We start from the raw sequence: 21,401 nt of genomic DNA on the forward strand, positions 1-21,401 counted from the left end.
CCACCGCAACGAAGTCAGCAGCATCCACGCCCCGATCCAACACGAAAACCCACGCAAAACAACGCAACCACGCCGACCTAACAAAGTACTACTAGCTGTCCCGCGCGGATCTCCGGGGCTAGCCTCGGCTGAGGGGTGATGGCATGGCGATCGTTGGGCAGGAGCCCGGGCTGCGGGGGCGGCGGGCGGAGTGTGCGCGGCTGGATCAGTTGGTCGCCGGCGTGCGCTCTGGTGAGGGGCAGGTGCTGGTCGTCCGTGGCGAGGCGGGCATCGGCAAGTCGGCCCTGCTCGAGTACCTGGTCGAACAGGCCGAAGGCTGCCGCGTCGCACGGGCGGCGGGGGTCGAGTCGGAGATGGAGATCCCGTATGCCGGTCTGCACCAGTTGTGCGCGCCGCTGTTGCCTCGCAACGACGATCTGCCGCGTCCACAGCGGGACGCGCTCGCGGTCGCGTTCGGGCGCGAGTTCGGCGGGCCACCGGATCGCTTCCTGGTCAGTGCGGCCATCTTGAGCCTGCTGTCGGCTGTGTCCGACAGCAGTCCGCTGCTATGCGTGATCGACGACGCGCAATGGCTGGATCAGGCGTCAGTTCAGACGCTGACGTTCGTCGGGCGGCGGCTGTTCGCCGACCGCATCGGCATGGTGTTCGCCGTACGTGAGCCCGTGACCGGGCCTGACTGGCGGGGTTTCCCGGAGCTGGCGGTCGAGGGCCTGGCCGATCACTATGCCGGCGACCTGCTCGATGCGGTGTTCCCCGGCCGGCTGGACGAGCGAGTTCGGGACCGGATCGTGTCGGAGACCAGAGGCAACCCCCTGGCCCTGATGGAACTCCCCCGCGGACTGACCGCGGGTGAGCTGGCGGGCGGCTTCGAGCGCCTGGACGCTCGGCCGCTGACGACTCAGATCGAGCACAACTTCGCCCGACGGCTGCAGGAGCTTCCGCCGGACACGCAGCAGTTGCTGGTGACTGCCGCCGCCGACCCGGTGGGCGACGTACCTCTCCTGCTGCGTGCGCTGAAGATCCTGGCCATCCCGGTGACCGCGGCCGGGCCCGCAGAAGCCGCCGGCCTGATCGACATCGGCGCGCGGGTCCGCTTCCGGCATCCGCTGGTGCGATCGGCGGCGTACCGGCTGGCGAACGTCGACGATCGCCGCCGAGCCCATCAGGCGCTCGCCGAGGCCACCGACCCGGAACGGGATCCCGACCGGCGGGCCTGGCATCGCGCGTACGGCGCCAGCGGTCCGGACGAGCACGTGGCCGCCGAACTCGTCGGTTCGGCCGAGCGGGCGCAACGCCGCGGCGGACACGCGGCCACGGCAGCATTCCTGCAACGGGCGACAGAACTCACACCGGACCCTGAGCAGCGCGCAAAACGGGCCTTGGAAGCTGCCCAAGCCACCCTCCGGGCAGGCGACTTCGAGACCGTGTCGCGGCTGCTCGCCATTGCCACCGAGGGACCGATGGACGCCGCCCATCAGGCTCGGGTGGATCTCGTCCGGGCGCAGGTCGCGTTCTTCTCCGGGCACAGCGTGAATGCTCCGGCGCTGCTCGTCGAGGCCGCTCGCCGGCTCGAGGCGCTCGAACTCGACCTCGCCCGTGACACCTACCTCGATGCGATCGCGGCCTGTCGGTTCCTTGGCCGGATGGCCGGAAGTACCGGACTGGCCGAGGTGTCCCGCGCCGCCCGGGCACTGCCGAAGCCGGACCTCAGTCGCAAGCGTGACCTTGTGCTGGAAGGCGCCGCGGCGTTGTTCACCGACGGATATCCGGCGGCGGTTGCGCCCACGAGGGCGGCAGTCGAGGCGTTCGCTCGTGAGCAAGGCCCGCCGGACGCGGACGACATGCGCTGGCTCGGGCATGCGTCGCTCCTGGCCATCAACCTTTGGGACGACGAGTACTGGGATGTGCTCACGGCGCGCAACGTCGGCATCGCCCGCGAGCGCGGGGAACTCAAGGAACTCCCGTACGCACTGCACCACCGGGTCATGCTCAACCTGTTCGCCGGGGAGATCTCCCTGGCCGCTGCGCTGGTCGCCGAGATCCAGACCATCAACGAGACGACCGGAGCATCGCTGGTCCCGTACGGCGCGGTTCGCCTGGCGGCCTGGCGTGGCGACTGGGACGAGGCGCGTGCGCTGATCAAGAGGAGCAAGGAGGAGGCCGAGATCCGCGGGGAAGGCCTCGGCGTGACGATCGCCCAGTTCGCGCATGCGGTGCTGCTGAACGGACTCACGCAGTACCAGGAGGCGTTGGTGTCGGCGCGCGACGCGACTGCCTACCCGATCGAGCTCAGCGTCGCGAGCTGGGCGCTGCCCGAGTTGGTCGAGTCGGCGGTGCGGAGTGGCCGGACGGACCTGGCGACCGAGGGGCTCGATCGGCTGCGTGTGATGACGCAAGCGTGTGGCACGGACTGGGGGCTCGGCGTGCTCGCCCGGTCGACGGCTCTGCTGACCACGGATCACTCAGCGGCGGAAGCGTCGTACCAGGAATCCATCGAGCGACTCGGCCGGACGCGGATGCGGATGGACCTCGCGCGGGCTCATTTGCTGTACGGCGAATCGCTTCGGCGCGAGGGTCGTCGCCAGGACGCCCGTGAGCAACTGCGTACGGCACACAAGATCTTCAGCACCTCCGGCGCCGACGCCTTCGCCGACCGCGCAGGCCGCGAACTGGCGGCCACCGGAGAACTGGTCGGCCGCCGCGCCGGCAACGCCCGCGACACCCTCACCGCACAGGAAGCCCACATCGCCGAACTGGCCGGCGCAGGCCTCACCAACGCCGAGATCGGCGCGCAAATGTTCCTCAGCCAGCACACCGTCGAATGGCACCTCCGCAAGATCTTCACCAAACTCGGTATCACCTCCCGCCGCCAGCTTCGCCCATAAACCGCAGGTGGGCTCAGCCGCGACGGTGCGAGGATGGCCGGATGACTGCGGCGTACGAAGGTGAGCGGGGCACGTACTTTGCCGAACGGGCCAGCGGAAGCATCTACAACGCCCACACCCAAACAACGCCGTTCTTCCTGACTGTCCGCGTCCTTCGTCGCTAAATGAGTAGTTCACCGCATGTGCCGTGCGTGTGCGGGCGACGACGATGTCACGCATGACGAAACCCATTCAGGCGTCGCAGACCGCGGCCTACTACGTCCAGGCCGTGCTGTCCTTCGCCATCTCGCTGATCGCCATGGTCGTCGCCCTCGTCTACCTACCGGCAGCCGGCTGGGTGCGCGCCTTCCTCGCCCTCGGCCTCCTGTACGTCGTCACCTCGACGATCACGCTCTCCAAAGTCATCCGCGACCGCCAGGAACTCTCCGAAGTCACCAACCGCGTAGACCAGGCCCGCCTCGACAAACTCCTCACCGAACACGACCCCTTCAAGGTCGAGACCTGACCCTCAAGGACACGTCTTCTGATACGCGCGACCCGCGAAGGATCGCTCCCATTCGGCCTGGGTCAGATTGCGGCCGGCCATCGCGCAAGCCTGCCCGAGGATGTGTCCGGTGCTGGTGTCCCAGTGATAGGCCTTCCCGTCGTACGACGGTATGGCGAGGACGTCACCGCCTCGGGTGAAGATCGGGGCCACCGGGACCGGGGTGGCCGCGCTGACGCTGAGCAGGCCATCCAGGGACTCGGCGTCCCAGAGGGTGACGGTTCCGTCCGCGGCGCCCGAGACTATGCGGCTACCGTCCGGGGAGAAGCGGACACTGACGACCTCGGACCTGTGACTGGTACTCGGAGCGACCTTGACCGCGCCGGACCTCGTGTCGATGGTGTAGACGCCTTCCGTGCCGGTGACGGCTATCAGCTGACCGTTGGGTGAGTAGGCGGCCGCGTTGACCCACGTCGGCAGGCCGCCTTCCCGGACGACCTCGCCTGTCGCTGCCCGGACGATGCGCCACACCATGGTGGCCCCGTCGTGCCCCTCCGAGAACAGCACTGCGGTTTTGCCGTCCGGGGACACCGCGGTGCAGCAGTCCAGGTACCAGTCCGCCGTCCGACCTGTCTGACGCAGATCGGAGTCGAGGTAGGAGGTGCCGTCGATGTTGCCGACGACGATCCGGCCGCTGCGGTCGACGTACGCGGCAGACAGCAGCCCCCTGAATGCCTTCCGCTGCACGACCGCACCGGTCCTGGCGTCGAGGACCACGAACGAGTTCAGGTCATTGACAATGAGGCGCTGTCCGTCGGAACGCCAGGACACAGGTGCATGCGACTGACCCTGCTGAAGCTCGAGACCGAGTCGCTGCGGCGGTGTCATCCTGCCGGTCGTACGGTCCGCGATACGCACCCAGGAGGTGCCTGCCTCGTTCCAGACGTAGGCGATCCGTTCTCCGTTGCCCGAGGCAAGCACGTGCAGATAGCGCCGCGCCGGGGCGACCTGGGTCCAGTGCAGGTACCGCTGCTTGCCGCCGAGATCGTAGGCACGCAGCAATCCCTGGTCGCCGGCCGTGTACAGCGTCTGTCCGTCGGGGCTGAAGGCGACGGCCCATGACACCTCCACGGTGCGCAACCGTTGCAGCGCGCGCCCTGTGGCGAGGTCCCAGATGGCGACCTCGCCGCCGTAGTGAGCCGTGGCCAACATCCTGCCGTCGGGCGAGAAGGCAGCGTCACGCGGTGGATCCGATGCACTGCGCAGCACCCGCACGGTCTTTCCGGTCCGCGCATCGACAACAGTCGTCGTGGTCCGCTCGTTCCGGATCGGTCCCGGGTGCAAGTAGGCCAGCAAGTCCCCCTTCTTGGAGATCTCGACGAGGGGCATACCGATGCTCATGGCGATCAACGGACCACCTTCGAGGTCTGGCCGTTCCCATTTCACGCGGCCGGTCGCGCCGTCTCGACGCGGGCTGCGTCCCAGCCATCCAGCTCCGTCAGTGGCCGGCCGCGCCACAACGTGAGCGCGTCGGCCAAGACCACGCCTGCACGCTCGGGTTCGTCCGCTGCCAGCAACTCGCGCGCCCGGACCACCGCGCGATCGAACCGCTGGGCGTCGATCTCATCGAGTGGTACGACGAGCCGGTAGCCGAGCGGCAGCGTCTCGATCGCATGGGTGCCGAGCACCTTGCGGAGCCGGACCACGCAGCCCTGCACGACTTTCGGCCACGACGGCGGCAGCTGCTCGCCCCACAACACGTCGGCGAGCTGCTCCGCGCTGACGACCTCCCCAGGGTGCACCGCCAGTGCTGCGACCACGACCCGGTCACGCCGCCCGAGGGCCTTCTGATCCCCCTCGATCGTGAGCGGGCCCAGTACGTCGATGCCCACTCTTCGACTGTCGGCCTCGTCGAGCGCGCCGTCAACGGCGCTGTTACCGCCGTGATACCGCGCTCAGGCGCCGTGATACCTGCGTGCGCGACAACGGAGAAGTCACCACCGAACAGGAGAAGGAATCATGAAGCTCACCGTCGCAGCCATCGCACTCGTCCCGTTCACCTTCGCGTTCGCCGACGTACCGGAGGTCGTGATTCCGCGGGACCCACAGCCGACCAACATGGTGGAGCCGTGGCCGGACGAAGGGGTCGGGTATCCGGGGTACGCCGACAGCGCCGCACCGCCGGCGGAGTCGATCAATCAAGCGTCTGCCCTCGACACCACATCGGTCGTCCTCGGCGCCCTCGGCGGAATCGCACTCGGCGGAGCCGCCCTCGGCATCACCCTCGTCGTCCAACGCCGCCACGACCCCCAAAGCGCCTAACGGCTTCGGCGGATCAGCGCGGCGCTTCGGAGCAGCGCCGTGAGCGGACCGATCGGAAGGGCGAAGCCGATCCAGAACGCGAGCTCGATCGGGAGCAGCGCGAAGGCGAGCACCGCGCCCCGACGCGTCCAGAGCAAGCAGCCGAGAACGACCTCGGCGACGCACACGGCCAGGAAGCCCACCAGCAGCGGCACGCCGGTCTCGAGACCGAGGGCTTCGAAGGGCCCGCCGCCGTACGTCGGGAAGCCGAGGAACGTCCACACCGTGCCGGACTCAGCCAGATGCCAGATCGCGTACAAGCACGGCAGACCGAAGCCGAAGCCCGGGAGCCAGGCGAGCACCGCGGCTGTTCTCCACACCGAACAAGTGTCAGAGACGGCGGCGGAGGTAGGCGATGGGGTCGAAGTGGGCGTTGTCGGTGAAGTTGACGAGTTCCCAGCCGACGGTTTCGAGGAACTCGACGGCGCTCAGCACCACGTCGAACGCCTGGTTGCCGAGGTGGCCCTCCGCGGTGAGGGCGATGTAGCGGAACGGGTAGCCGTCCAGGCGGACCTGACCGCTCAGGACGTGGTCCGCACGGAACACGCGCGGCGGGCGAGGCAGTTGCCCTGATGGCTGGGTCATGGAACAGAACCTTAGAGTGCGCCGGAGATGGCCTTCTTGCGGAGGTCGGAGCGGTACGCCTCGAGGGCGATCAGCTCGCCGAACATCCGGTTGTAGTCGTCGGCGCGGTCGATCGGGTTGGTGCGCTGGAGCTTGGACTTGAGGTCCTGGATCCGGCGGGCACAGGTCAGCTCCTGCAACCGCGCCAGCAGCGCCAACGCGTAGGCCGCGTCGGGCTCACGGCCCAGGCGCAACGGGTCCACGGCCAGCGCACCGACGACCGCCGCGGCGGGATCGTTGCCTACGGCATCGCGTACGGCGACCACCCACGCCTCACCGGGAGGCGCAGCGGACGGGCCACCCACCTTCGCCATCGCGGATCGTACGGCGGCCAGCCACGGGTGAGTGAAGTCGTGGTCGTCGAGCTCGTCGAACGCCATCCCCAGCAGCGCCGGGTGCTGCATCGCGACCTTCAGCACGTCCCACTCGATCACGAACCGCTGGTCCCGAGGCGACGGCACGTCCACACGCACTGGCGCGGGAGCCTCGGCTGCCTGCGCCCCACCCGGAGTCCGATCTGTAGCCGGAGCCGGCCTGGACGCGGCGCGATACACCTCCGTGCGGACCTGGTCGACCTCCATCCCGAGATGCCCGGCGAGCTCACGCGTGAACGCGTCCACCTTCGACCGGTCGCGAATGCTCACCACCAGCCGAGCCGCGTCGCGGAGCGCGTCGATCCGGGTGTCCGCACGGTCCAGGTCGTACTTCGACAGCACGTTCGAGAGCACGAACCGGTACAGCGGCACCCGCCGCCCGATCAGCTCCCGGACCGCCGCGTCACCCTTCTGCAAACGCAAGTCGCACGGATCCAGTCCATCCGGCTCCACCGCGACGTACGTCTGCGAGGCGAACGCCTGGTCGCCCGCGAACGCCTTCAGAGCCGCCCGCTGCCCAGCCTCGTCGCCGTCGAAGGTGAAGATCACCTCGCCGCGGAACTGGTCGTGGTCCAGCAGCAACTGCCGCAGCACCCGCGCGTGGTCGTCGCCGAACGACGTGCCGCAGGTCGCAACCGCGGTCTGCACGCCGGACAGGTGACAGGCCATCACGTCGGTGTAGCCCTCGACCACGACCGCCTGGCGGCCCTTGGCGATCTCGCGGCGGGCGAGGTCGACGCCGTACAGGACCTTGGACTTCTTGTAGATCGGGGTCTCGGGGGTGTTCAGGTACTTCGCTTCGATCCGGTCGTCGTCGAACAGCCGCCGGGCGCCGAACCCGATCACCTCCGACGTGGCGTCCCGGATCGGCCACATCAGCCGGCCGCGGAACCGGTCGTACAGCCCGCGCTGGCCCTCCGCCGACAGCCCGGACGCGACCAGCTCGGCGTTCGTGAACCCGCGACCGCGCAGGTGGTTGGTGAGCGCCTCACCGCCGCGCGGCGAGAACCCGACCCCGAAGTGCACCGCCGCGTCCTTGTCGAACCCGCGCTGGTCCAGGAACTGCCGCCCGAGCTTCGCGTCGGCCGCACCGAACAACTGCTCCACGTAATACTCGGCCGCGACCTTGTGCGCCTCGACCAGCCGTGGCCGCTGGTTCCCGGGACCGCGCTGCACCGGCAGTCCGGACTCGTCGTACCGGAGCTGGATCCCGACCTTCGCGGCCAGCGTCTCGACGGCCTCGTGGAAGGTGATCTGGTCGATCTTCTGGATGAAGTCGATGACGTCGCCGCCCTCTTGGCAGCCGAAGCAGTAGAAGAATCCGCGCGACGGGGTGACGTTGAACGAGGGCGACTTCTCGTCGTGGAACGGGCACAACCCCTTCAGGTTCCCGCCGCCGGCGTTCTTCAAGGTCACGTAGGAACCGACGATGTCGTCGATGCGGGCCCGCTCGCGCACCAGCGCGATGTCCTCGTCCTTGATCCTGCCTGCCACCCCGCGAGTCTACGATCATCACCAAGGATCCGTCCCCGCGGGACGGCGAACCGCACCGGGAAGCTCAGGTCAACGCCTCGTCGAGGAAGCGAGTGATCCGCCGCTCCCACTCGCCGGGATCGGTCCGGAGACCCGCTGTGTGGCCTGCCTGCGGGACGACCCATAGCCCGACAGTGCCGGGCGAGCCCGACCGGATGTAGCGGCCCGCGTGCTCCTCGTCCGGTATCGCACCGCCTGCGATGAGCAGCACCCGACGGGGAGCCGCCGCAAGAACCGCGGTCCGCAGCCCTATCGGCGCGTTCGCCGGCGTCAGGAGCGCGGTCGTCTGATAGGTCAGCCATTCAAGGCCTTCCTGCACGGTTCCCCGCCAGCCGTACTCGTCCGACATCCACGCACGATCCGCCGTGGTCCGGTTGGTCGCCCCCTCGGCGACCACCGCGCGGATCCGCGTGTCCGCAGCCGCCGCCCCGATCGCTTCCTCGCCTCCCATCGACAGACCGAGCACACCGATCCTGGAGCCGTCGACGTCGGGCCGCGTCTCCAAGTACGTCGCGGCGGCGCCGACGTCGAGGTCGCCGTACCAGCCGAAGTCCATCGCGCGACCCTCGCTCCGGCCGTGTCCGCGCGCGTCGAAGAGCAGGACGCCGTACCCGTGCCGAGCCAGTACGACGGCATGGTCGAGCACATCCGACCGGGTCGATCCGGCACCGTGCAGCACCACCACGGCCGCGCGGTTCGCGGACGGGATGTACCACCCCGACAAGGTGACGCCGTCCGCGGTGGCGAACTCCACCTCGGTGAACGCCAGGCCGCGGCTACCCGGTGTCTCCGCGCCGACGGCGGTGTGCGGAACATTCGTCGCCGCGACCGCCTGGCCGAGCGCCGTCAAGCTGATCAGCAGAACCGACAACAGCACCGGTACGGCGAGAACCCGCCACCAGCCGGGAACCGCGCGGACGAGGGAGATTCCACCAGCTCCGACCAGGACCAATCCGGTCGTCAAACAGACCATTCCGGCAATGGCGGTCGGACTGATTCCCGTCTTGGCCAGGTGGGGCAGACCGAGGCCGACACCCACCGCAGTCGCGACGCAGCCGGCCAGGAAGGCAACCGCGCGGACCGCGATGCCTGGCCCGGTGGTCCTGCCCGGCGGTGTGCGCGGACGCTGCTCGCGTGCAGGTGACTTCGTGCTCACAACTGCAACGCTAGGAACGCTCCAGCCTGCCGATCAGGGCCGGAGGTCCCGGATTCGCCGGGCCGTCAAGGCATCGGCTGCCGTGGGCCGGGCCGGAGGTCCCGGATTCGCCGGGCCGTCAAGGCATCGGCTGCCGTGGGCCGGGCCGGAGTCCGGCAAGATGGGCGTGTGCCGCGTACTCTTCGCCCTGGTCAACGGTCCGAGCTCTATGCAGTCGATGTCGCGAGTGGTGAGCGGCGGTTGGTGTTCAACTCGTCGACGGTCTTGTTCGAAGCACCCAACTGGACGCCGGGTGGTGAGTTGCTCGTCAACGGAGACGGGCGGCTGTTCCGGGTCCACGACGGCCTGACCGAGATCGACCTCGGTGGGGTGCCGTCGATCAACAACGATCATGTGCTGAGCCCGGACGGAGCGACGATCTTCGTGTCGGCGGACGACGGGCACCTGTACGCCGTACCGCTCGACGGTGGCGCTTCGCGCCGGGTGAGCAACGATCGCGGACCCGGGTTCCACCACTACCTGCACGGTGTCTCGCCGGACGGGCGGACGCTTGCGTACATCGGCCTGGAGCACGTGGACGGCCGCCGGATCACGAACGTGTGGACCATCCCGTCCGCCGGTGGCGCCGATGTCCAGGTGACGAACGACGAGTACGCCGACGACGGCTCGGAGTACAGCCCGGACGGGAAGTGGATCTACTTCAACTCCGAGCGGGCCGGGCACGCACAGCTGTTCCGGATCCCGGTGAGCAGCGGCGAGGCCGAGCAGCTCACGGTCGACGAGCGGGTCAACTGGTTCCCGCACCCGGCGCCGGACGGGTCGGCGATCGCCTACGTCAGCTTCCCGCCCGGCACCGAAGGGCATCCCGCGGATATCGAGGACGTGCGGCTTCGGTTGCTGTCGCCGCAGGGTGAGATCCGCGAGGTCGCGACGCTGTTCGGCGGCCAGGGCACGATGAACGTGCCGAGCTGGTCGCCGGACAGCAGCTCCTTCGCGTACGTCGAGTATCCGCTTTAGACGTCGGCCAGGTCGATCGAGGAGTCGGCGAGGCGCTCGGGGTCGAGCTGCTTGCCGGAGCGGATCAGGTCCTGGACGCCGTCGATCGCGCCCCAGGTGTTGACGTGCATCCCGGCCAGCAGGCGCCGGTCGTCGCCGAGCCAGAAGGCCAGGTAGGCGCCCGAGGCCGGATCACCCCGCAGCACCACCTGGTACGACGTCCCGCGCGGCACGTCACCGGCGTACTCCATGCCCAGGTCGTACTGGTCGGTGAAGAAGAACGGGATCGCGTCGTGCGCGACCTCCTGGCCGAGGATCGCCTTGGCCGCGGACTTCCCGGTGTCCTTCGCGTTCTGCCAGTGCTCGACCCGGACCGGCCGGCCGAACAGCGGGTGTTCCCACCGGACCACGTCGCCGGCCGCGTACACGTCCTCCACCGAGGTCCGCAGGTCCGGCCCGGTCACGATGCCGGACCCGTTGTCCGGGGTGGCGACCTCGATCCCGGCCTCCGCTGCCAGCTCGGTGTTCGGCTGTACGCCGACGCCGACGATCACCAGCTCCGCCGGAATCACCTCACCATCGGAGGTCCGCACCCCGGTCACCTTGTCGGTGCCCTCGAATGCCTCGACTCCGGTGCCGAACTTCAGCGTCACACCGTGCAGCCGGTGCAGGTTGGCGAACAACTCGCCGACCTGCTCACCGAGTACGCCGGCCAGCGCCGTGGACTGCGGCTCGACCACGGTCACCTCACAGCCGCGCTCCCGCGCGGCCGACGCAGCCTCGAGGCCGATCCAGCCCGCGCCGACCACGACGACTCGCGGCTTGGCGGCGTACGCGTCGGTCAGAGCCTGTGATTCCTCGGCCGTCCGCAGGTAGCGGACGCCCGGCAGGTCGGCCCCTGGTACGTCGAGGCGCCGTACGCGACTGCCGGTTGCGATCAGGAGCTTGCTGTAGGACACCTGGGAGCCGTCGTCGAGGGTGACCGTGTGGGCCTTGGTGTCGATGCCGGTCACGGTCGTGCCGAGTCGCAGGTCGATGGTGTTGTCGTCGTACCACTGCTGGTCGTGCAGTTGCGCGACGTCGGTCTGGTCCTTGCCGAGCAGGACGCCCTTGGACAGCGGTGGTCGCTCGTACGGCAGCTTGGTTTCGCTGCCGATCAGGACGATGCCGCCGGTCCAGCCGTCGTTCCGGAGTTCCTCGGCAGCGGTCGCACCCGCGAGACTCGCGCCGACGATGACAATCTGCTCTGCATCGGTCATACCCAGACTCTAGTGGCCGGGGCCTTGTGGCGCTCGCGACGCAGGGCGTACCTTTTCGCAGGACATCATACGTCCTATGTCCTGCCAGGAGAGCCCATGCGCATGACCCTCTACGGTCGCCTCGCGGCCACCGTCCTGCTCGCCGCCGGCGCGCTGCTGCCATCCCTCACCGGCCCAGCGGCTGCCGCCGCACCAGACCCTGCGCCACTCCACGAAGACAATGCGCTGTTCGAGCAGAAGACCAACGGATACGCGTGTTTCCGCATCCCGGCGATCGTGCGGGCGGCCGACGGCACAGTGCTCGCGTTCGCCGAGGGCCGGGTGGCGGACTGCGGCGACGACGGCGACATCGACGTCGTACTGCGGAGATCGACCGACGGCGGCAAGACGTGGGGCCCGCTGCAGGTCGTCTCCGAAGGGAACGGGAGCACCCACGGCAACCCGGTGCCGATTGTCGACAATCGGACTGGCCGGATTGTCCTCGTGACGACCCACAACGGCGCGGCGCCCTGTCCGAACGGCTGCGACCGCGACCCGTACGTCCAGACCAGCGACGACTCCGGCGCGACCTGGACGGCGCCGCGGGAGATGACCGAGGGCAAGCTGCCGAGCTGGAACTTCTGGTACGCGACCGGACCCATGCACGGCATTCAGCTCCAACATGGTCAACATGCGGGTCGTCTGATTGTCGGCGCCAGCTTCGAGTCGTACGACGGCACCGGCGCGCACGTCTATGGCACGCACCTGCTCTACAGCGACGACTCCGGGCAGACCTGGCATATCGGCGCGACCACCTCACGCGACGACGGCACGGTGATCGCCCAGGAGGTGACCGTGGTCGAGCTGACCGACGGCAGGATCTACGCGTTGGCCCGGGAGCGCGGGACCGACCCGGGCAGCCGCGCGTACGCGGTCAGCAGCGACGGCGGCGCAACCTTCGACCGGCCGTTCCGGACTCTCCCCCGGCTCGTGATGCCCGACGTCCAGGGCTCGCTGCTGCGGTTCAGTGCCCGGAACGAAGGCGATCATCGCGACCGGATCCTGTTCTCCGCACCGGCACACCCGGCCGCGCGCGAGGTGATGACAATCCGATCGTCGTACGACGAAGCGCGCACGTGGGACACCTGGCAGCAGGGCAAGGTCTTCTACTGGGGTCCGACGGCGTACTCGGACCTGGTCCGGCTCGACGGCGACCAGGCGGGACTGCTCTACGAGGCCGGCGTCGCGACGCCGTACGAGTCGATCCGGTACGCGCGGTTCAACGAGGCCTACCTGGCGACGCCGAACGGCACTCCCCCGGGCATCCCCGGTCCGCCCGCACCGGGTCCGACGACGCCTGACCTCGGGCCGGCCGCCAACCCGGCGTATGTGCGTGGCGGGGCGACGGTTGCCGAGGGCAAGTTCGGCACCGGGCTCGCGCTGGACGGGGTCGACGATCGCGTCGAGGTGCCGTTCGACCGGTCGATCGACGTCGGTGCGGAGGACTTCACGATGACGGCGTGGATCAAGTACGGCGCGACCACCGGATCACACGCGATTCTCTGGGCCTTCCGCACCGGTTCGGGGACGACGCCACAGGTGTGGTTGCGGGCCGAACCGCAGAGCAACCGGATCCGTGCGCTGATGGCGGTCGACCGCTTCAACATCACGGTGCAGTCGGCGTCGGCGTACAACGACAACCAGTGGCACCACGTCGTCCTCCAACGCGCAGACGGCAAGCTCCGCCTGCTCGTCGACGGCACCGAGGTCAGCTCGGCGACCGCGCCGCCCGGATCGGTCACCGCCGGCCAGGAGTTCGGCATCCAGGGCATCCACGTTGGCCAGCGCGTCGACGGCGCCAACCGCTTCAACGGCACCGTAGACGAGGTCCGCGTCTACCGCCGAGCCCTCTCCCCCACCGAACTCGACCAGATCCGCCTCACCAACAAACCCATCCCAGCCCAACTGGGCCTCGACCTTCCGTTCACCTCAGTCGGCTGACGGGCCGACGAACTGAGCGTGCCAAGCCACGGCTGAAGGGTCGGTGAGGGATGCGACCTGGTCGACGACGACGCGCAGGCGGGCGTCGTCGTCGGCCGCCGCGGTGAAGTCGGCTTTGAAGGCGGTGTCGAGGTGGAAGGGGCCCGACTTCCAGAGGGCTTCTACCAGTTCGGTGAGGAGTTCGCGTTGGGAGGCTCGGCGGGCTTGGCGTTCCGGGGAGTTGAGGACGTGGAACATGCCGACGCCTTTGAGGAGGCCGATTTCGAGGCGGGTGCCGCCGGGGACGACGAGGTCGGCCTCGTAGCGGATCAGGCGGGAGCGGCCGAAGACCGCGTGGGTCGCCTGCTCGGCCGCCGTACAGAACCGGCCGATCAACTGACTGGTCAGGTCCTTCAACCCGCCGAGCGCCCGCCGGCTGTCGTCGAACGCGGCCCCTGGCCAGTACGGCAGGCTGGTCAGCCGCCGCCACCCCTCGTCGAGCTCCGCATCGGTTGCTTCAGGCAAGTACAGCTGCCGGACGATCTCCCAGTACGGCGCGCGCTCCGCATCCACCGCGGCCAGGTCGATGTGATGGGCAACGATCCCGTCCTCGACGTCGTGCACCGAGTACGCGACGTCGTCGGCGAAGTCCATCACCTGCGCCTCCAGGCAACGCCGCTCACCGACCCCTGGGCGCAACCACTCGAAGACGGCCAGATCGTCGTCGTACACCCCGAACTTGCGCTCCCCCGCGCGCCGGGCCCACGGGTACTTCGTCGCGGCGTCCAACGTGGCCCGGCTCAGGTTCAGCCCCACGCTCCGACCGTCCGCGTCGAACGTCTTCGACTCCAACCGAGTGAGTAGGCGCAGCGTCTGCGCGTTCCCCTCGAACCCGCCGATCTCGGCGGCGACCGCATCGAGCGCCCGCTCGCCGTTGTGCCCGAACGGCGGATGCCCGAGATCATGCGACAAACAGGCCGCGTCGACGATGTCCGGATCGCACCCGAGCGTCGAGGCCAGCTCTCGCCCGATCTGCGCGACCTCGAGACTGTGGGTCAGCCGGTTCCGGACGAAGTCGTCACTACCCGCCGTCACGACCTGCGTCTTCGCGGCCAGCCGGCGCAGCGCGGCACTGTGCAGCACGCGCGCACGGTCGCGAGCGAACGCGGTCCGCCCCGGTCGCTTGACCGGCTCCGGCACCCAGCGCTCTGCGTCATGCTCGTCGTACCACTCATGCTGCTTCCTCATCACAGCTCACAGTAGCCGTCACCACGGACAGTTTCGTGAACACCACAACAGGAAACCAGAAACAGAGCGAGGGTCAGGTCGAGTCCGCCGGACCCGCTCCGACGTCCCGATCATGACCGAGAGAGAGGAAGCAGTCATGAAGGACGCGACGACAACGAGCCTGCCTGCCATCGTCGACCGGGAGGCCTTCGAGGCCGAGATCGAGGAACTGCGGGTCCGCGAGAAGGCGCACACCCACGAAGGTGACGCGATCGCCGCGGCCCGGCGCCGGCTGCCGATGGTCGAAGTGGACGCGAGCACCCCGCTGATCGGCCCGAACGGACCGCTCACCCTCCTCGACGCGTTCGAAGGCCGCAAGCAGCTCCTCGCCTACTACTTCATGTGGAACCCCGGCCACCCCGCGGCCGAGCAGTGCCAGGGCTGCACCTGGTGCAGCACCCACGTCTCGGAGTTGTCCTACCTGCACTCCCGCGACATCACGTACGCCGTCTTCGCGCAGGGCCCGTACGACGAGAGCCGCCGCTATCACGACTTCATGGGCTGGACGATGCCGTGGTACTCCGCCGCCGACTCCCTCGACACCCTCCTGGTCGGCCGGGTCAAGAACAGCATGCATCTGGTGTCGTACGCCCGCGACGGCGATCGGGTGTTCGAGACCTGGTGGACGACGGTTCGTGGTGTCGAGGTGATGGACAACAGCTACTCGCTGATGGACCTCACCGTCTACGGCCGCCGCGAGACGCATGAGGACTCCCCCGCGGGCTGGCCGCAGGAATGGGAGCCGGGCGGCCTGATCACCAACGGGCGCCCGATCTCCCAGTGGTCCCGCCTCGAGGCCGGCCGCAACGACGACCTCACCGCAGACCACTAGGGCGGATGCAATAGCGGAGCCACACGACACCACCTTCGAAGACTTCGGTCCCCGCTGGTTCGAGGTCGAGTGCATGGCCATCGGACCAGCGGCGGCCGGAGCCGACGACGACCGGGTGGACGAGCAACGCGAGCTCGTCAACCAGGCCCACGTCGAAGAGCGCACGCAGCAACTCGCCGCCGGAGTCGACCCGCACGACCCGAGCGCCCCGGCGTCCGAGGATCTCCAGAGCCTCGACCAGATCCACCCGGTCGTAGCCGGTCACGAGTTCACGGGTCGCGCTGTCGGCCGGGCGGGCCGGCGTCTGGTCGGCGTACAGGGCGAGTACGTCGGACCAGTAGCCGAGCTGCCGTAGTCCCTCCCACGAGCGGACTCGCGCCCGGCTGTCCACGACCGCGAGCAGCGGACCGTCCGGCCGCGGCCCGGGATGCGGAGCGGACCGTACGGCGTCCTCTTGAGCCAGGATCGTGTCCGCGCCGGTCAGCGTCACGTCCTCCTGCCACAGCGTCGCGAGCGCGTAGAACCGCGCGAGATCCACGTCGAATCCCGACGTCATCCCGTCGAGCGAGACGGCCACCTGAGCCACCACATGAGGTCGCATGCCGCCCACGCTAGGTGAGGCCTCCGACACATCGAATCTTGCAGAGACTTCTCTGCAGAGATTACTCTGCAACTATGCGACGAATCGACGCCCGCAGCCTGCGCGGACTCGCTCACCCGCTCCGGATGAACATCCTGGAGGCCCTCGAGCTCGACGGCCCGGCCACGTCGACCACCCTGGCCGCGCGGCTGGGCGAGAACACCGGCACGATCAGCTGGCACCTGCGCCTGCTCGCCGAACACGGCTACATCGAGGAGGACGTCGAGCGCGGCACCAAACGCGAGCGCTGGTGGCGGATCCCGGGCCGGACCGTGCTGGACCCGGCCGAGTTCCGCGACGACCCCGAAACCAGCGGCGCGCTCGACGTCTACCTTCAGCACTTGGTCGAGCGGTACTTCGACCGCGTCCGGGCGTACGTCGACGAGAACTGGCCCGGCGAGTGGCAACACGCGGCGGCGCTGTCCGACTGGCGCGACCTCCGCCTCACACCGGAGCAGCTCACCGCACTCAACGAGGAGATCGGCGAGGTGATCGACCGCTACACCAAGGTCGCACCGGCCGGCGACAACGCGGAGCGGGTCATCGTCCAGCTCCAGTCGTTCCCGCGGCGGTCGGCCAACGACGAAGCGGACCGGTCATGAGCCTCCTTCGGCGGCATCGCGACTTCCGCCTGCTCTGGATCGGCGAGACCGTCAACCGATTCGGCAGCGCGACCTCGGCGGTGGCACTGCCTCTGGTCGCCATCTCACTGCTCGACGCCAGCACGTTCGAGGTCGGCGTACTCACCGCAGCCGCGTGGGCACCCTGGCTCCTGATCGGCCTCCCGGTCGGCGCCTGGGTCGACCAAAACCACCGCCGCCCCCTCCTTCTCGGCAGCTCCGCGGCATCCTTCCTGCTGCTGGCTACGCTGCCCGTTGCGGCCTGGCTCGGCGTACTCACGATCCACCTGCTCCTGGCGGTCGCCCTCCTCACAGGCGCAGCAGCCGTCCTCTTCCAGACCGCCTACACCGCCTACCTGCCGACCCTCCTCGACCCGGCCGACCATGCCGCGGGCAACGCGAAACTGCACGGCAGCGCATCGGCCGCACAACTGGCGGGCATGGGCGGCGGCGGCCTCGTCGTCCAGTACGCCGGACCAGCCAACGCCATCCTGGTCGACGCCACCACGTTCCTGGTCGCGCTCGCCTGTCTGGCCGCGATCCGTTTCCGGGAGCGCCGTACGACGGAAGCCCGCCGAGCCGGCCTGATCCGGGAAGGGATCCAGCTGGTGGCGCGGGACGTGTGGCTGCGGACACTCACGATCTTCGGAGCGGTCTCGAACCTCGCGCTGATGGGCTACCAGGCCATCGTGGTTGTCTTCTTGGTCCGTGAGGCCGGGCTGTCCGCCGGCACGGTCGGCGCCCTGATCGCCGCGGCCACCAGCGGCGGCATCCTCGGCGCGTTCCTGGGCCGCCGCCTAGCTGCCCGCTTCGGCACCGCGCGGGCACTGCTGCTGTGCGAGCTCGGCCTGCCGACGCTCGCGCTGCTGATCCCGCTGAGCAGCGTGAGCCCGTGGCTCTACCTCGTCGGCGGCTTCGGCGTCAGCCTGGGCGTGGTCGGCGGCAACGTCATCAAGGCGACCTTCCAGCAGTCCTACTGCCCGCCGGAACTGCTCGGCCGACTGACCGCAACAGCCTCGTTCCTCAACTACGGAACGATCCCGCTCGGCGCCCTGCTCGGCGGAACGCTGGGCGAGCTACTCGGCCTCGGTCCGGCCCTGTGGATCACCACGGCGGGCGTCCCCTTGGCCGGCCTGGTCCTACTGTGTTCGCCGATGCGGGGACGACGCGATCTACCGACCTACCAGGGTGCCGTCGTGCCTGGCGTGAGGACCGATTCCAACCGGGAGCAGATGGCCTGACGAGCCTGGTCGTAGGCCGCGAAATCACCCTGCAGCAGCGACGCGAAGTTGGCGGCCTCGTAGTACGCGTTCAGCTCGAAGGCCAGCTGCTTCGGGTCGGCGGCGAGCTCGCCGCGCTCGACCGCCTCGCGGACGGTCGTCTCCATCAGCTCCATCCACTCGTAGTGGACGGTGAGCAGCGACTCGTGCACTGCCCCGGTGCGACCGGCGAACTCGTGCGAGACCTTCTGGAAGAAGCAGCCACCGGGGAACACCCGGCGCCGTGAGTACTCGAGCCAGTGATCGCTGACCGACCAGACCCGCCCGAGTCCGGGCTCCACCTCGAACGCCGGCGTCACTACGTGGTCGGCGTAGATCCGCCGGGCGGCCCGGATGGTCGCGAGCTGCAACTCCTCCTTCGACCCGAAGTGCGCGAACAGCCCGCTCTTGCTGATCCCCAGCTCGGTCGCCAGCCGCCCGATCGACAGCCCCTCGAGCCCGTCGACCGACGCGATGTCGACCGACCGGCGCAGCACCGCCCGCCGGGTCTGATCACCCCGCACCAACCGTCCGTCGACCTTCTCCACGAGTCCCGATCCTAGGTCCTGGTTGACGTCACTGCCGTGACAAACTAATAATACGACCGTTCGTATAGTTTGTCAGGGATCGAGGAGCGCCATGAAGAATCTGTTCAGGATCGGATTGTCGACAATCGGCAGGTTGTCGCCCTGGCTGGCGGGGCGGCTGGCCTTCGAGCTGTGGCGCCGGCCGCTGATGCGCGGGAAGGTCCGCGAGTCCGAGCAGGCGATCCACGCCGCCGCGCGGGTCGAGATCGTCGATGGCGTGGTCACGTACGCGTGGGGTGACGGGCAGCGCCCGGTGCTGCTCGTACACGGCTGGCGCTCACGCGCATCGCGGTACGCCGGCTTCGTCCAGCGGCTGCTCGACCTCGGCTACAGCCCGGTCTCGTACGACGCTCCCGGGCACGGCGACTCGGCCGGCCCGATCGTCTCGATCCTCGGCCACCAGCGGATCATGCGTGACCTGGAGGATCGCCACGGCCCGTTCGACGGCGTGATCGCGCACTCGCTCGGCGTCCCCTTCGCGCTGTACGCCGTCCGCGAGGGGATCGCCGCCCGGCGACTGGTGATGATCAGCGGCGTCGCCGAGTTCGGATACCTGGCCGACACGTTCTGCCGCGAGCTCGGGCTGGGGCCGACGATCAACAGGACGCTACGGCGGTCGATCGAGCGCAAGTACTTCGACGGCGACGACCGGATCTGGACGAGGTTCTCGGTGTCGACCGGCAAGGCGGAGCTCCTGGTGATCCACAACGACGAGGACGACGTCGTGGATCCGGGCCAGGCCCCGATTCTGCTGCGCGCCTACGGACCGCACGCGCACTTCCTGCCGACGACCGGCCTCGGTCACCGCCGGATCATGATCGACCCGGAGGTCATCACCGAGACCGTCGCCTTCCTGCAGGACTCCGATGACCCGTCAGATGTCGCGGAACGTCTCGATCTGGGCGCCTAGCGAGTTGAGCCGGGTGGCCAGGTCCTCGTAGCCGCGGTTGATCACGTAGACGCTGCGCAGCACCGAGGTGCCCTTCGCGGCCATCATCGCGATCAGCGTGACCACGGCCGGGCGGAGCGCCGGCGGGCACATGATCTCGGCACCGGAGAAGTGCGTCGGGCCCTCGACCATCACTCGGTGCGGGTCGAGCAGCTTGACCCGGCCGCCGAGTTTGTTCAGGTCGGTCAGGTAGATCGCCCGGTTCTCGTAGACCCAGTCGTGGATCAGCGTCTGCCCGGTCGCGGTCGCCGCGATCACCGCGAAGAACGGCAGGTTGTCGATGTTCAGGCCGGGGAACGGCATCGGGTGGATCTTGTCGATCGGCGCGTGCAGCCGCGACGGCCGGGTGGTCAGGTCGACCAGCCGGGTCCGGCCGTTCTCGGCCAGGTACTCCGCGCTGCGGCTGTAGTCGAGGCCCATCTCCTCCAGCAGCGCCAGCTCGATCTCCAGGAACTCGATCGGCGCGCGCTTGATGGTGATCTCCGACCCGGTCACGATCGCCGCGGTGAGCAGGCTCATCGCCTCGATCGGGTCCTCCGACGGCGCGTAGTCGACGTCCACGTCGATCTCGGCCATGCCGTGCACCGTCAGCGTCGTGGTCCCGATGCCGTCGATCTTCACGCCGAGCAGGTCGAGGTAGAAGCACAGGTCCTGGACCATGTAGTTCGAGCTCGCGTTCCGGATCACGGTGACGCCGTCGTACCGGGCCGCGGCCATGATCGCGTTCTCGGTCACGGTGTCGCCGCGCTCGGTCAGCACGATCGGCTTGCCCGGCGTCACCGCCCGGTTCACCATCGCGTGGTACTCGCCGCCGGTCGCCTTCACGTCCAGGCCGAACGGCCGCAGCGCCGCCATGTGCGGCTCGACCGTCCGGGTGCCGAGGTCGCAGCCACCGGCGTACGGGAGCTGGAAGGTGTCCTCGCGGTGCAGCAGCGGGCCGAGGAACATGATGATGGAACGGGTACGGCGGGCCGCCTCGGCATCCATCGCGGCCAGGTCGAGATGGGCCGGCGGGACGATCTCGAGGTCGCCGGCGTCGTTCAGCCAGGTGGTCCGGACACCGATCGAGTTGAGCACCTCGAGCAGCCGGTTGACCTCCTCGATCCGGGCGACCTTGCGCAGCGTGGTGCGGCCCTTGTTCAGCAGGCTGGCGCACAGCAGCGCGACGCCGGCGTTCTTGCTGGACTTGACGTCGATCGAGCCGGACAGCCGCCGGCCACCGGCCACACGCAGGTGGACCGGGCCGCCGCCGAGAGAGACAATTTCGGAGTCGAGTGCCTCGCCGATCCGGGCGAGCATCTCCAGGGTGAGGTTCTGATGACCCTTCTCGATCCTGTTCACCGCACTCTGGCTGGTGTTCAGTACGTCGGCGAGTTGTGCCTGTGTCCACCCGCGGTGCTTGCGGGCGTCCCGGATGAGATTGCCGATCCGGCTCAGGTAGTCATCAGTCATGCGCGGGACCTTATCTCACATGTGAGATACCCCAGCACCGACCCGCCGTGCCCAGCGTAGCCAATGTCACGTCGCCCCGATCACCGCCCCCTCGGCCCCTGACCGCATAGCAAAGTCTCGCCCTCTACAGACTGTCGAGACTCC

At 68.9% G+C, this 21,401-nt stretch carries 21 protein-coding genes; 10 read left to right on the forward strand and 11 right to left on the reverse strand.

Annotation, left to right across the window (positions count from 1 at the left end):
* Positions 1 to 143 precede the first annotated feature (143 nt).
* The 3 genes from ACIBL3_RS41460 to ACIBL3_RS41470 are packed head-to-tail and all read left to right on the forward strand — an operon-like array spanning position 144 to position 3,390.
* Positions 144 to 2,885: an AAA family ATPase gene (locus tag ACIBL3_RS41460; RefSeq protein ID WP_396359486.1), complete on the forward strand. Its 2,742-nt coding sequence runs from the start codon at positions 144 to 146 to the stop codon at positions 2,883 to 2,885.
* A gap of 41 nt (positions 2,886 to 2,926) precedes the next feature.
* Positions 2,927 to 3,049: a hypothetical protein gene (locus ACIBL3_RS41465; protein ID WP_396359487.1), complete on the forward strand. Its 123-nt coding sequence runs from the start codon at positions 2,927 to 2,929 to the stop codon at positions 3,047 to 3,049.
* Between the two features lie 53 nt (positions 3,050 to 3,102).
* Entirely contained in the window at positions 3,103 to 3,390 is a 288-nt protein-coding gene (locus ACIBL3_RS41470; protein WP_396359488.1) for a YiaA/YiaB family inner membrane protein, read from the forward strand.
* A gap of 3 nt (positions 3,391 to 3,393) precedes the next feature.
* On the opposite strand, the gene ACIBL3_RS41475 is transcribed toward ACIBL3_RS41470, so the two are convergent.
* Both ACIBL3_RS41475 and ACIBL3_RS41480 read right to left on the reverse strand, forming a co-directional pair.
* On the reverse strand, positions 3,394 to 4,770 hold the full coding sequence (locus ACIBL3_RS41475; protein ID WP_396359489.1) for a WD40 repeat domain-containing protein: 1,377 nt from the start codon (positions 4,768 to 4,770) through the stop codon (positions 3,394 to 3,396).
* Positions 4,771 to 4,811: 41 nt separating this feature from the next.
* Positions 4,812 to 5,261 (reverse strand): winged helix-turn-helix domain-containing protein, encoded by a 450-nt coding sequence (locus ACIBL3_RS41480; RefSeq protein WP_396359490.1) that lies wholly within the window; start codon positions 5,259 to 5,261, stop codon positions 4,812 to 4,814.
* Between the two features lie 127 nt (positions 5,262 to 5,388).
* On the opposite strand from ACIBL3_RS41480, the gene ACIBL3_RS41485 reads away from it, so the two are divergent.
* Complete coding sequence (locus tag ACIBL3_RS41485) at positions 5,389 to 5,691, forward strand: hypothetical protein (protein WP_396359491.1); 303 nt, start codon at positions 5,389 to 5,391, stop codon at positions 5,689 to 5,691.
* On the opposite strand, the gene ACIBL3_RS41490 is transcribed toward ACIBL3_RS41485, so the two are convergent.
* From ACIBL3_RS41490 to ACIBL3_RS41505, 4 genes are all read right to left on the reverse strand, one after another.
* Positions 5,688 to 6,050, reverse strand: a complete 363-nt coding sequence (locus ACIBL3_RS41490) for a hypothetical protein (RefSeq protein ID WP_396359492.1) — start codon at positions 6,048 to 6,050, stop codon at positions 5,688 to 5,690. The two genes, ACIBL3_RS41485 and ACIBL3_RS41490, sit on opposite strands and share 4 nt — an antisense overlap.
* A gap of 10 nt (positions 6,051 to 6,060) precedes the next feature.
* Entirely contained in the window at positions 6,061 to 6,315 is a 255-nt protein-coding gene (locus ACIBL3_RS41495) for a hypothetical protein (RefSeq protein ID WP_396359493.1), read from the reverse strand.
* Positions 6,316 to 6,326: 11 nt separating this feature from the next.
* Entirely contained in the window at positions 6,327 to 8,222 is a 1,896-nt protein-coding gene (dnaG, locus tag ACIBL3_RS41500; RefSeq protein ID WP_396359494.1) for a DNA primase, read from the reverse strand.
* 64 nt (positions 8,223 to 8,286) lie between these two features.
* Positions 8,287 to 9,417, reverse strand: coding sequence for an alpha/beta hydrolase (locus ACIBL3_RS41505; protein WP_396359495.1), 1,131 nt, complete (start codon positions 9,415 to 9,417; stop codon positions 8,287 to 8,289).
* A 168-nt stretch (positions 9,418 to 9,585) separates the two neighbouring features.
* Here ACIBL3_RS41505 and ACIBL3_RS41510 point away from each other — a divergent pair, with 168 nt between their 5' ends.
* The gene (locus tag ACIBL3_RS41510; protein WP_396359496.1) at positions 9,586 to 10,434 is read left to right on the forward strand and encodes a TolB family protein; all 849 of its coding nucleotides are present in this window, start codon (positions 9,586 to 9,588) and stop codon (positions 10,432 to 10,434) included.
* On the opposite strand, the gene ACIBL3_RS41515 is transcribed toward ACIBL3_RS41510, so the two are convergent.
* Positions 10,431 to 11,672: an NAD(P)/FAD-dependent oxidoreductase gene (locus ACIBL3_RS41515; protein WP_396359497.1), complete on the reverse strand. Its 1,242-nt coding sequence runs from the start codon at positions 11,670 to 11,672 to the stop codon at positions 10,431 to 10,433. The genes ACIBL3_RS41510 and ACIBL3_RS41515 overlap by 4 nt on opposite strands.
* Before the next feature lie 96 nt (positions 11,673 to 11,768).
* On the opposite strand from ACIBL3_RS41515, the gene ACIBL3_RS41520 reads away from it, so the two are divergent.
* Positions 11,769 to 13,652, forward strand: a complete 1,884-nt coding sequence (locus tag ACIBL3_RS41520) for an exo-alpha-sialidase (protein ID WP_396359498.1) — start codon at positions 11,769 to 11,771, stop codon at positions 13,650 to 13,652.
* On the opposite strand, the gene ACIBL3_RS41525 is transcribed toward ACIBL3_RS41520, so the two are convergent.
* Positions 13,641 to 14,879 (reverse strand): deoxyguanosinetriphosphate triphosphohydrolase, encoded by a 1,239-nt coding sequence (locus tag ACIBL3_RS41525; RefSeq protein WP_396359499.1) that lies wholly within the window; start codon positions 14,877 to 14,879, stop codon positions 13,641 to 13,643. The two genes, ACIBL3_RS41520 and ACIBL3_RS41525, sit on opposite strands and share 12 nt — an antisense overlap.
* Positions 14,880 to 14,991: 112 nt before the next feature.
* Between ACIBL3_RS41525 and ACIBL3_RS41530 the strand changes: the two genes are divergently transcribed.
* A complete protein-coding gene (locus ACIBL3_RS41530; RefSeq protein WP_396359500.1) occupies positions 14,992 to 15,750 on the forward strand; it encodes a DUF899 family protein in 759 nt (252 codons plus the stop codon).
* On the opposite strand, the gene ACIBL3_RS41535 is transcribed toward ACIBL3_RS41530, so the two are convergent.
* Positions 15,734 to 16,351: a RibD family protein gene (locus ACIBL3_RS41535; protein WP_396359501.1), complete on the reverse strand. Its 618-nt coding sequence runs from the start codon at positions 16,349 to 16,351 to the stop codon at positions 15,734 to 15,736. The genes ACIBL3_RS41530 and ACIBL3_RS41535 overlap by 17 nt on opposite strands.
* Before the next feature lie 74 nt (positions 16,352 to 16,425).
* Here ACIBL3_RS41535 and ACIBL3_RS41540 point away from each other — a divergent pair, with 74 nt between their 5' ends.
* On the forward strand, positions 16,426 to 16,992 hold the full coding sequence (locus ACIBL3_RS41540; protein WP_396359502.1) for a helix-turn-helix domain-containing protein: 567 nt from the start codon (positions 16,426 to 16,428) through the stop codon (positions 16,990 to 16,992).
* The gene (locus tag ACIBL3_RS41545) at positions 16,989 to 18,251 is read left to right on the forward strand and encodes an MFS transporter (RefSeq protein ID WP_396359503.1); all 1,263 of its coding nucleotides are present in this window, start codon (positions 16,989 to 16,991) and stop codon (positions 18,249 to 18,251) included. Before ACIBL3_RS41540 ends, ACIBL3_RS41545 begins: the two co-directional genes overlap by 4 nt.
* Here the strand turns inward: ACIBL3_RS41545 and ACIBL3_RS41550 are convergent.
* Positions 18,191 to 18,817 carry a TetR/AcrR family transcriptional regulator gene (locus tag ACIBL3_RS41550; protein ID WP_396359504.1) on the reverse strand — a complete coding sequence of 209 codons (627 nt, stop codon included), beginning with the start codon at positions 18,815 to 18,817 and terminating at the stop codon, positions 18,191 to 18,193. The genes ACIBL3_RS41545 and ACIBL3_RS41550 overlap by 61 nt on opposite strands.
* Before the next feature lie 91 nt (positions 18,818 to 18,908).
* Between ACIBL3_RS41550 and ACIBL3_RS41555 the strand changes: the two genes are divergently transcribed.
* Complete coding sequence (locus tag ACIBL3_RS41555; RefSeq protein ID WP_396359505.1) at positions 18,909 to 19,766, forward strand: alpha/beta hydrolase; 858 nt, start codon at positions 18,909 to 18,911, stop codon at positions 19,764 to 19,766.
* On the opposite strand, the gene ACIBL3_RS41560 is transcribed toward ACIBL3_RS41555, so the two are convergent.
* Positions 19,731 to 21,257 (reverse strand): UDP-N-acetylglucosamine 1-carboxyvinyltransferase, encoded by a 1,527-nt coding sequence (locus tag ACIBL3_RS41560; RefSeq protein WP_396359506.1) that lies wholly within the window; start codon positions 21,255 to 21,257, stop codon positions 19,731 to 19,733. The two genes, ACIBL3_RS41555 and ACIBL3_RS41560, sit on opposite strands and share 36 nt — an antisense overlap.
* Between the last annotated feature and the right edge of the window lie 144 nt (positions 21,258 to 21,401).

The sequence above is a fragment of the Kribbella sp. NPDC050124 genome, assembly GCF_044460355.1.
Taxonomy (GTDB): domain Bacteria; phylum Actinomycetota; class Actinomycetes; order Propionibacteriales; family Kribbellaceae; genus Kribbella.

What these genes read in the sequence shown, in the direction of transcription:
- ACIBL3_RS41460 (WP_396359486.1), top strand. Translation starts at nt 144, where the DNA reads ATGGCGATCGTTGGGCAGGAGCCCGGGCTGCGGGGGCGGCGGGCGGAG.
- ACIBL3_RS41465 (WP_396359487.1), top strand. Translation starts at nt 2,927, where the DNA reads ATGACTGCGGCGTACGAAGGTGAGCGGGGCACGTACTTTGCCGAACGG.
- ACIBL3_RS41470 (WP_396359488.1), top strand. Translation starts at nt 3,103, where the DNA reads ATGACGAAACCCATTCAGGCGTCGCAGACCGCGGCCTACTACGTCCAG.
- ACIBL3_RS41475 (WP_396359489.1), bottom strand. Translation starts at nt 4,770, where the DNA reads ATGAGCATCGGTATGCCCCTCGTCGAGATCTCCAAGAAGGGGGACTTG.
- ACIBL3_RS41485 (WP_396359491.1), top strand. Translation starts at nt 5,389, where the DNA reads ATGAAGCTCACCGTCGCAGCCATCGCACTCGTCCCGTTCACCTTCGCG.
- ACIBL3_RS41495 (WP_396359493.1), bottom strand. Translation starts at nt 6,315, where the DNA reads ATGACCCAGCCATCAGGGCAACTGCCTCGCCCGCCGCGCGTGTTCCGT.
- ACIBL3_RS41515 (WP_396359497.1), bottom strand. Translation starts at nt 11,672, where the DNA reads ATGACCGATGCAGAGCAGATTGTCATCGTCGGCGCGAGTCTCGCGGGT.
- ACIBL3_RS41520 (WP_396359498.1), top strand. Translation starts at nt 11,769, where the DNA reads ATGCGCATGACCCTCTACGGTCGCCTCGCGGCCACCGTCCTGCTCGCC.
- ACIBL3_RS41525 (WP_396359499.1), bottom strand. Translation starts at nt 14,879, where the DNA reads ATGAGGAAGCAGCATGAGTGGTACGACGAGCATGACGCAGAGCGCTGG.
- ACIBL3_RS41530 (WP_396359500.1), top strand. Translation starts at nt 14,992, where the DNA reads ATGACCGAGAGAGAGGAAGCAGTCATGAAGGACGCGACGACAACGAGC.
- ACIBL3_RS41535 (WP_396359501.1), bottom strand. Translation starts at nt 16,351, where the DNA reads ATGCGACCTCATGTGGTGGCTCAGGTGGCCGTCTCGCTCGACGGGATG.
- ACIBL3_RS41540 (WP_396359502.1), top strand. Translation starts at nt 16,426, where the DNA reads ATGCGACGAATCGACGCCCGCAGCCTGCGCGGACTCGCTCACCCGCTC.
- ACIBL3_RS41545 (WP_396359503.1), top strand. Translation starts at nt 16,989, where the DNA reads ATGAGCCTCCTTCGGCGGCATCGCGACTTCCGCCTGCTCTGGATCGGC.
- ACIBL3_RS41555 (WP_396359505.1), top strand. Translation starts at nt 18,909, where the DNA reads ATGAAGAATCTGTTCAGGATCGGATTGTCGACAATCGGCAGGTTGTCG.
- ACIBL3_RS41560 (WP_396359506.1), bottom strand. Translation starts at nt 21,257, where the DNA reads ATGACTGATGACTACCTGAGCCGGATCGGCAATCTCATCCGGGACGCC.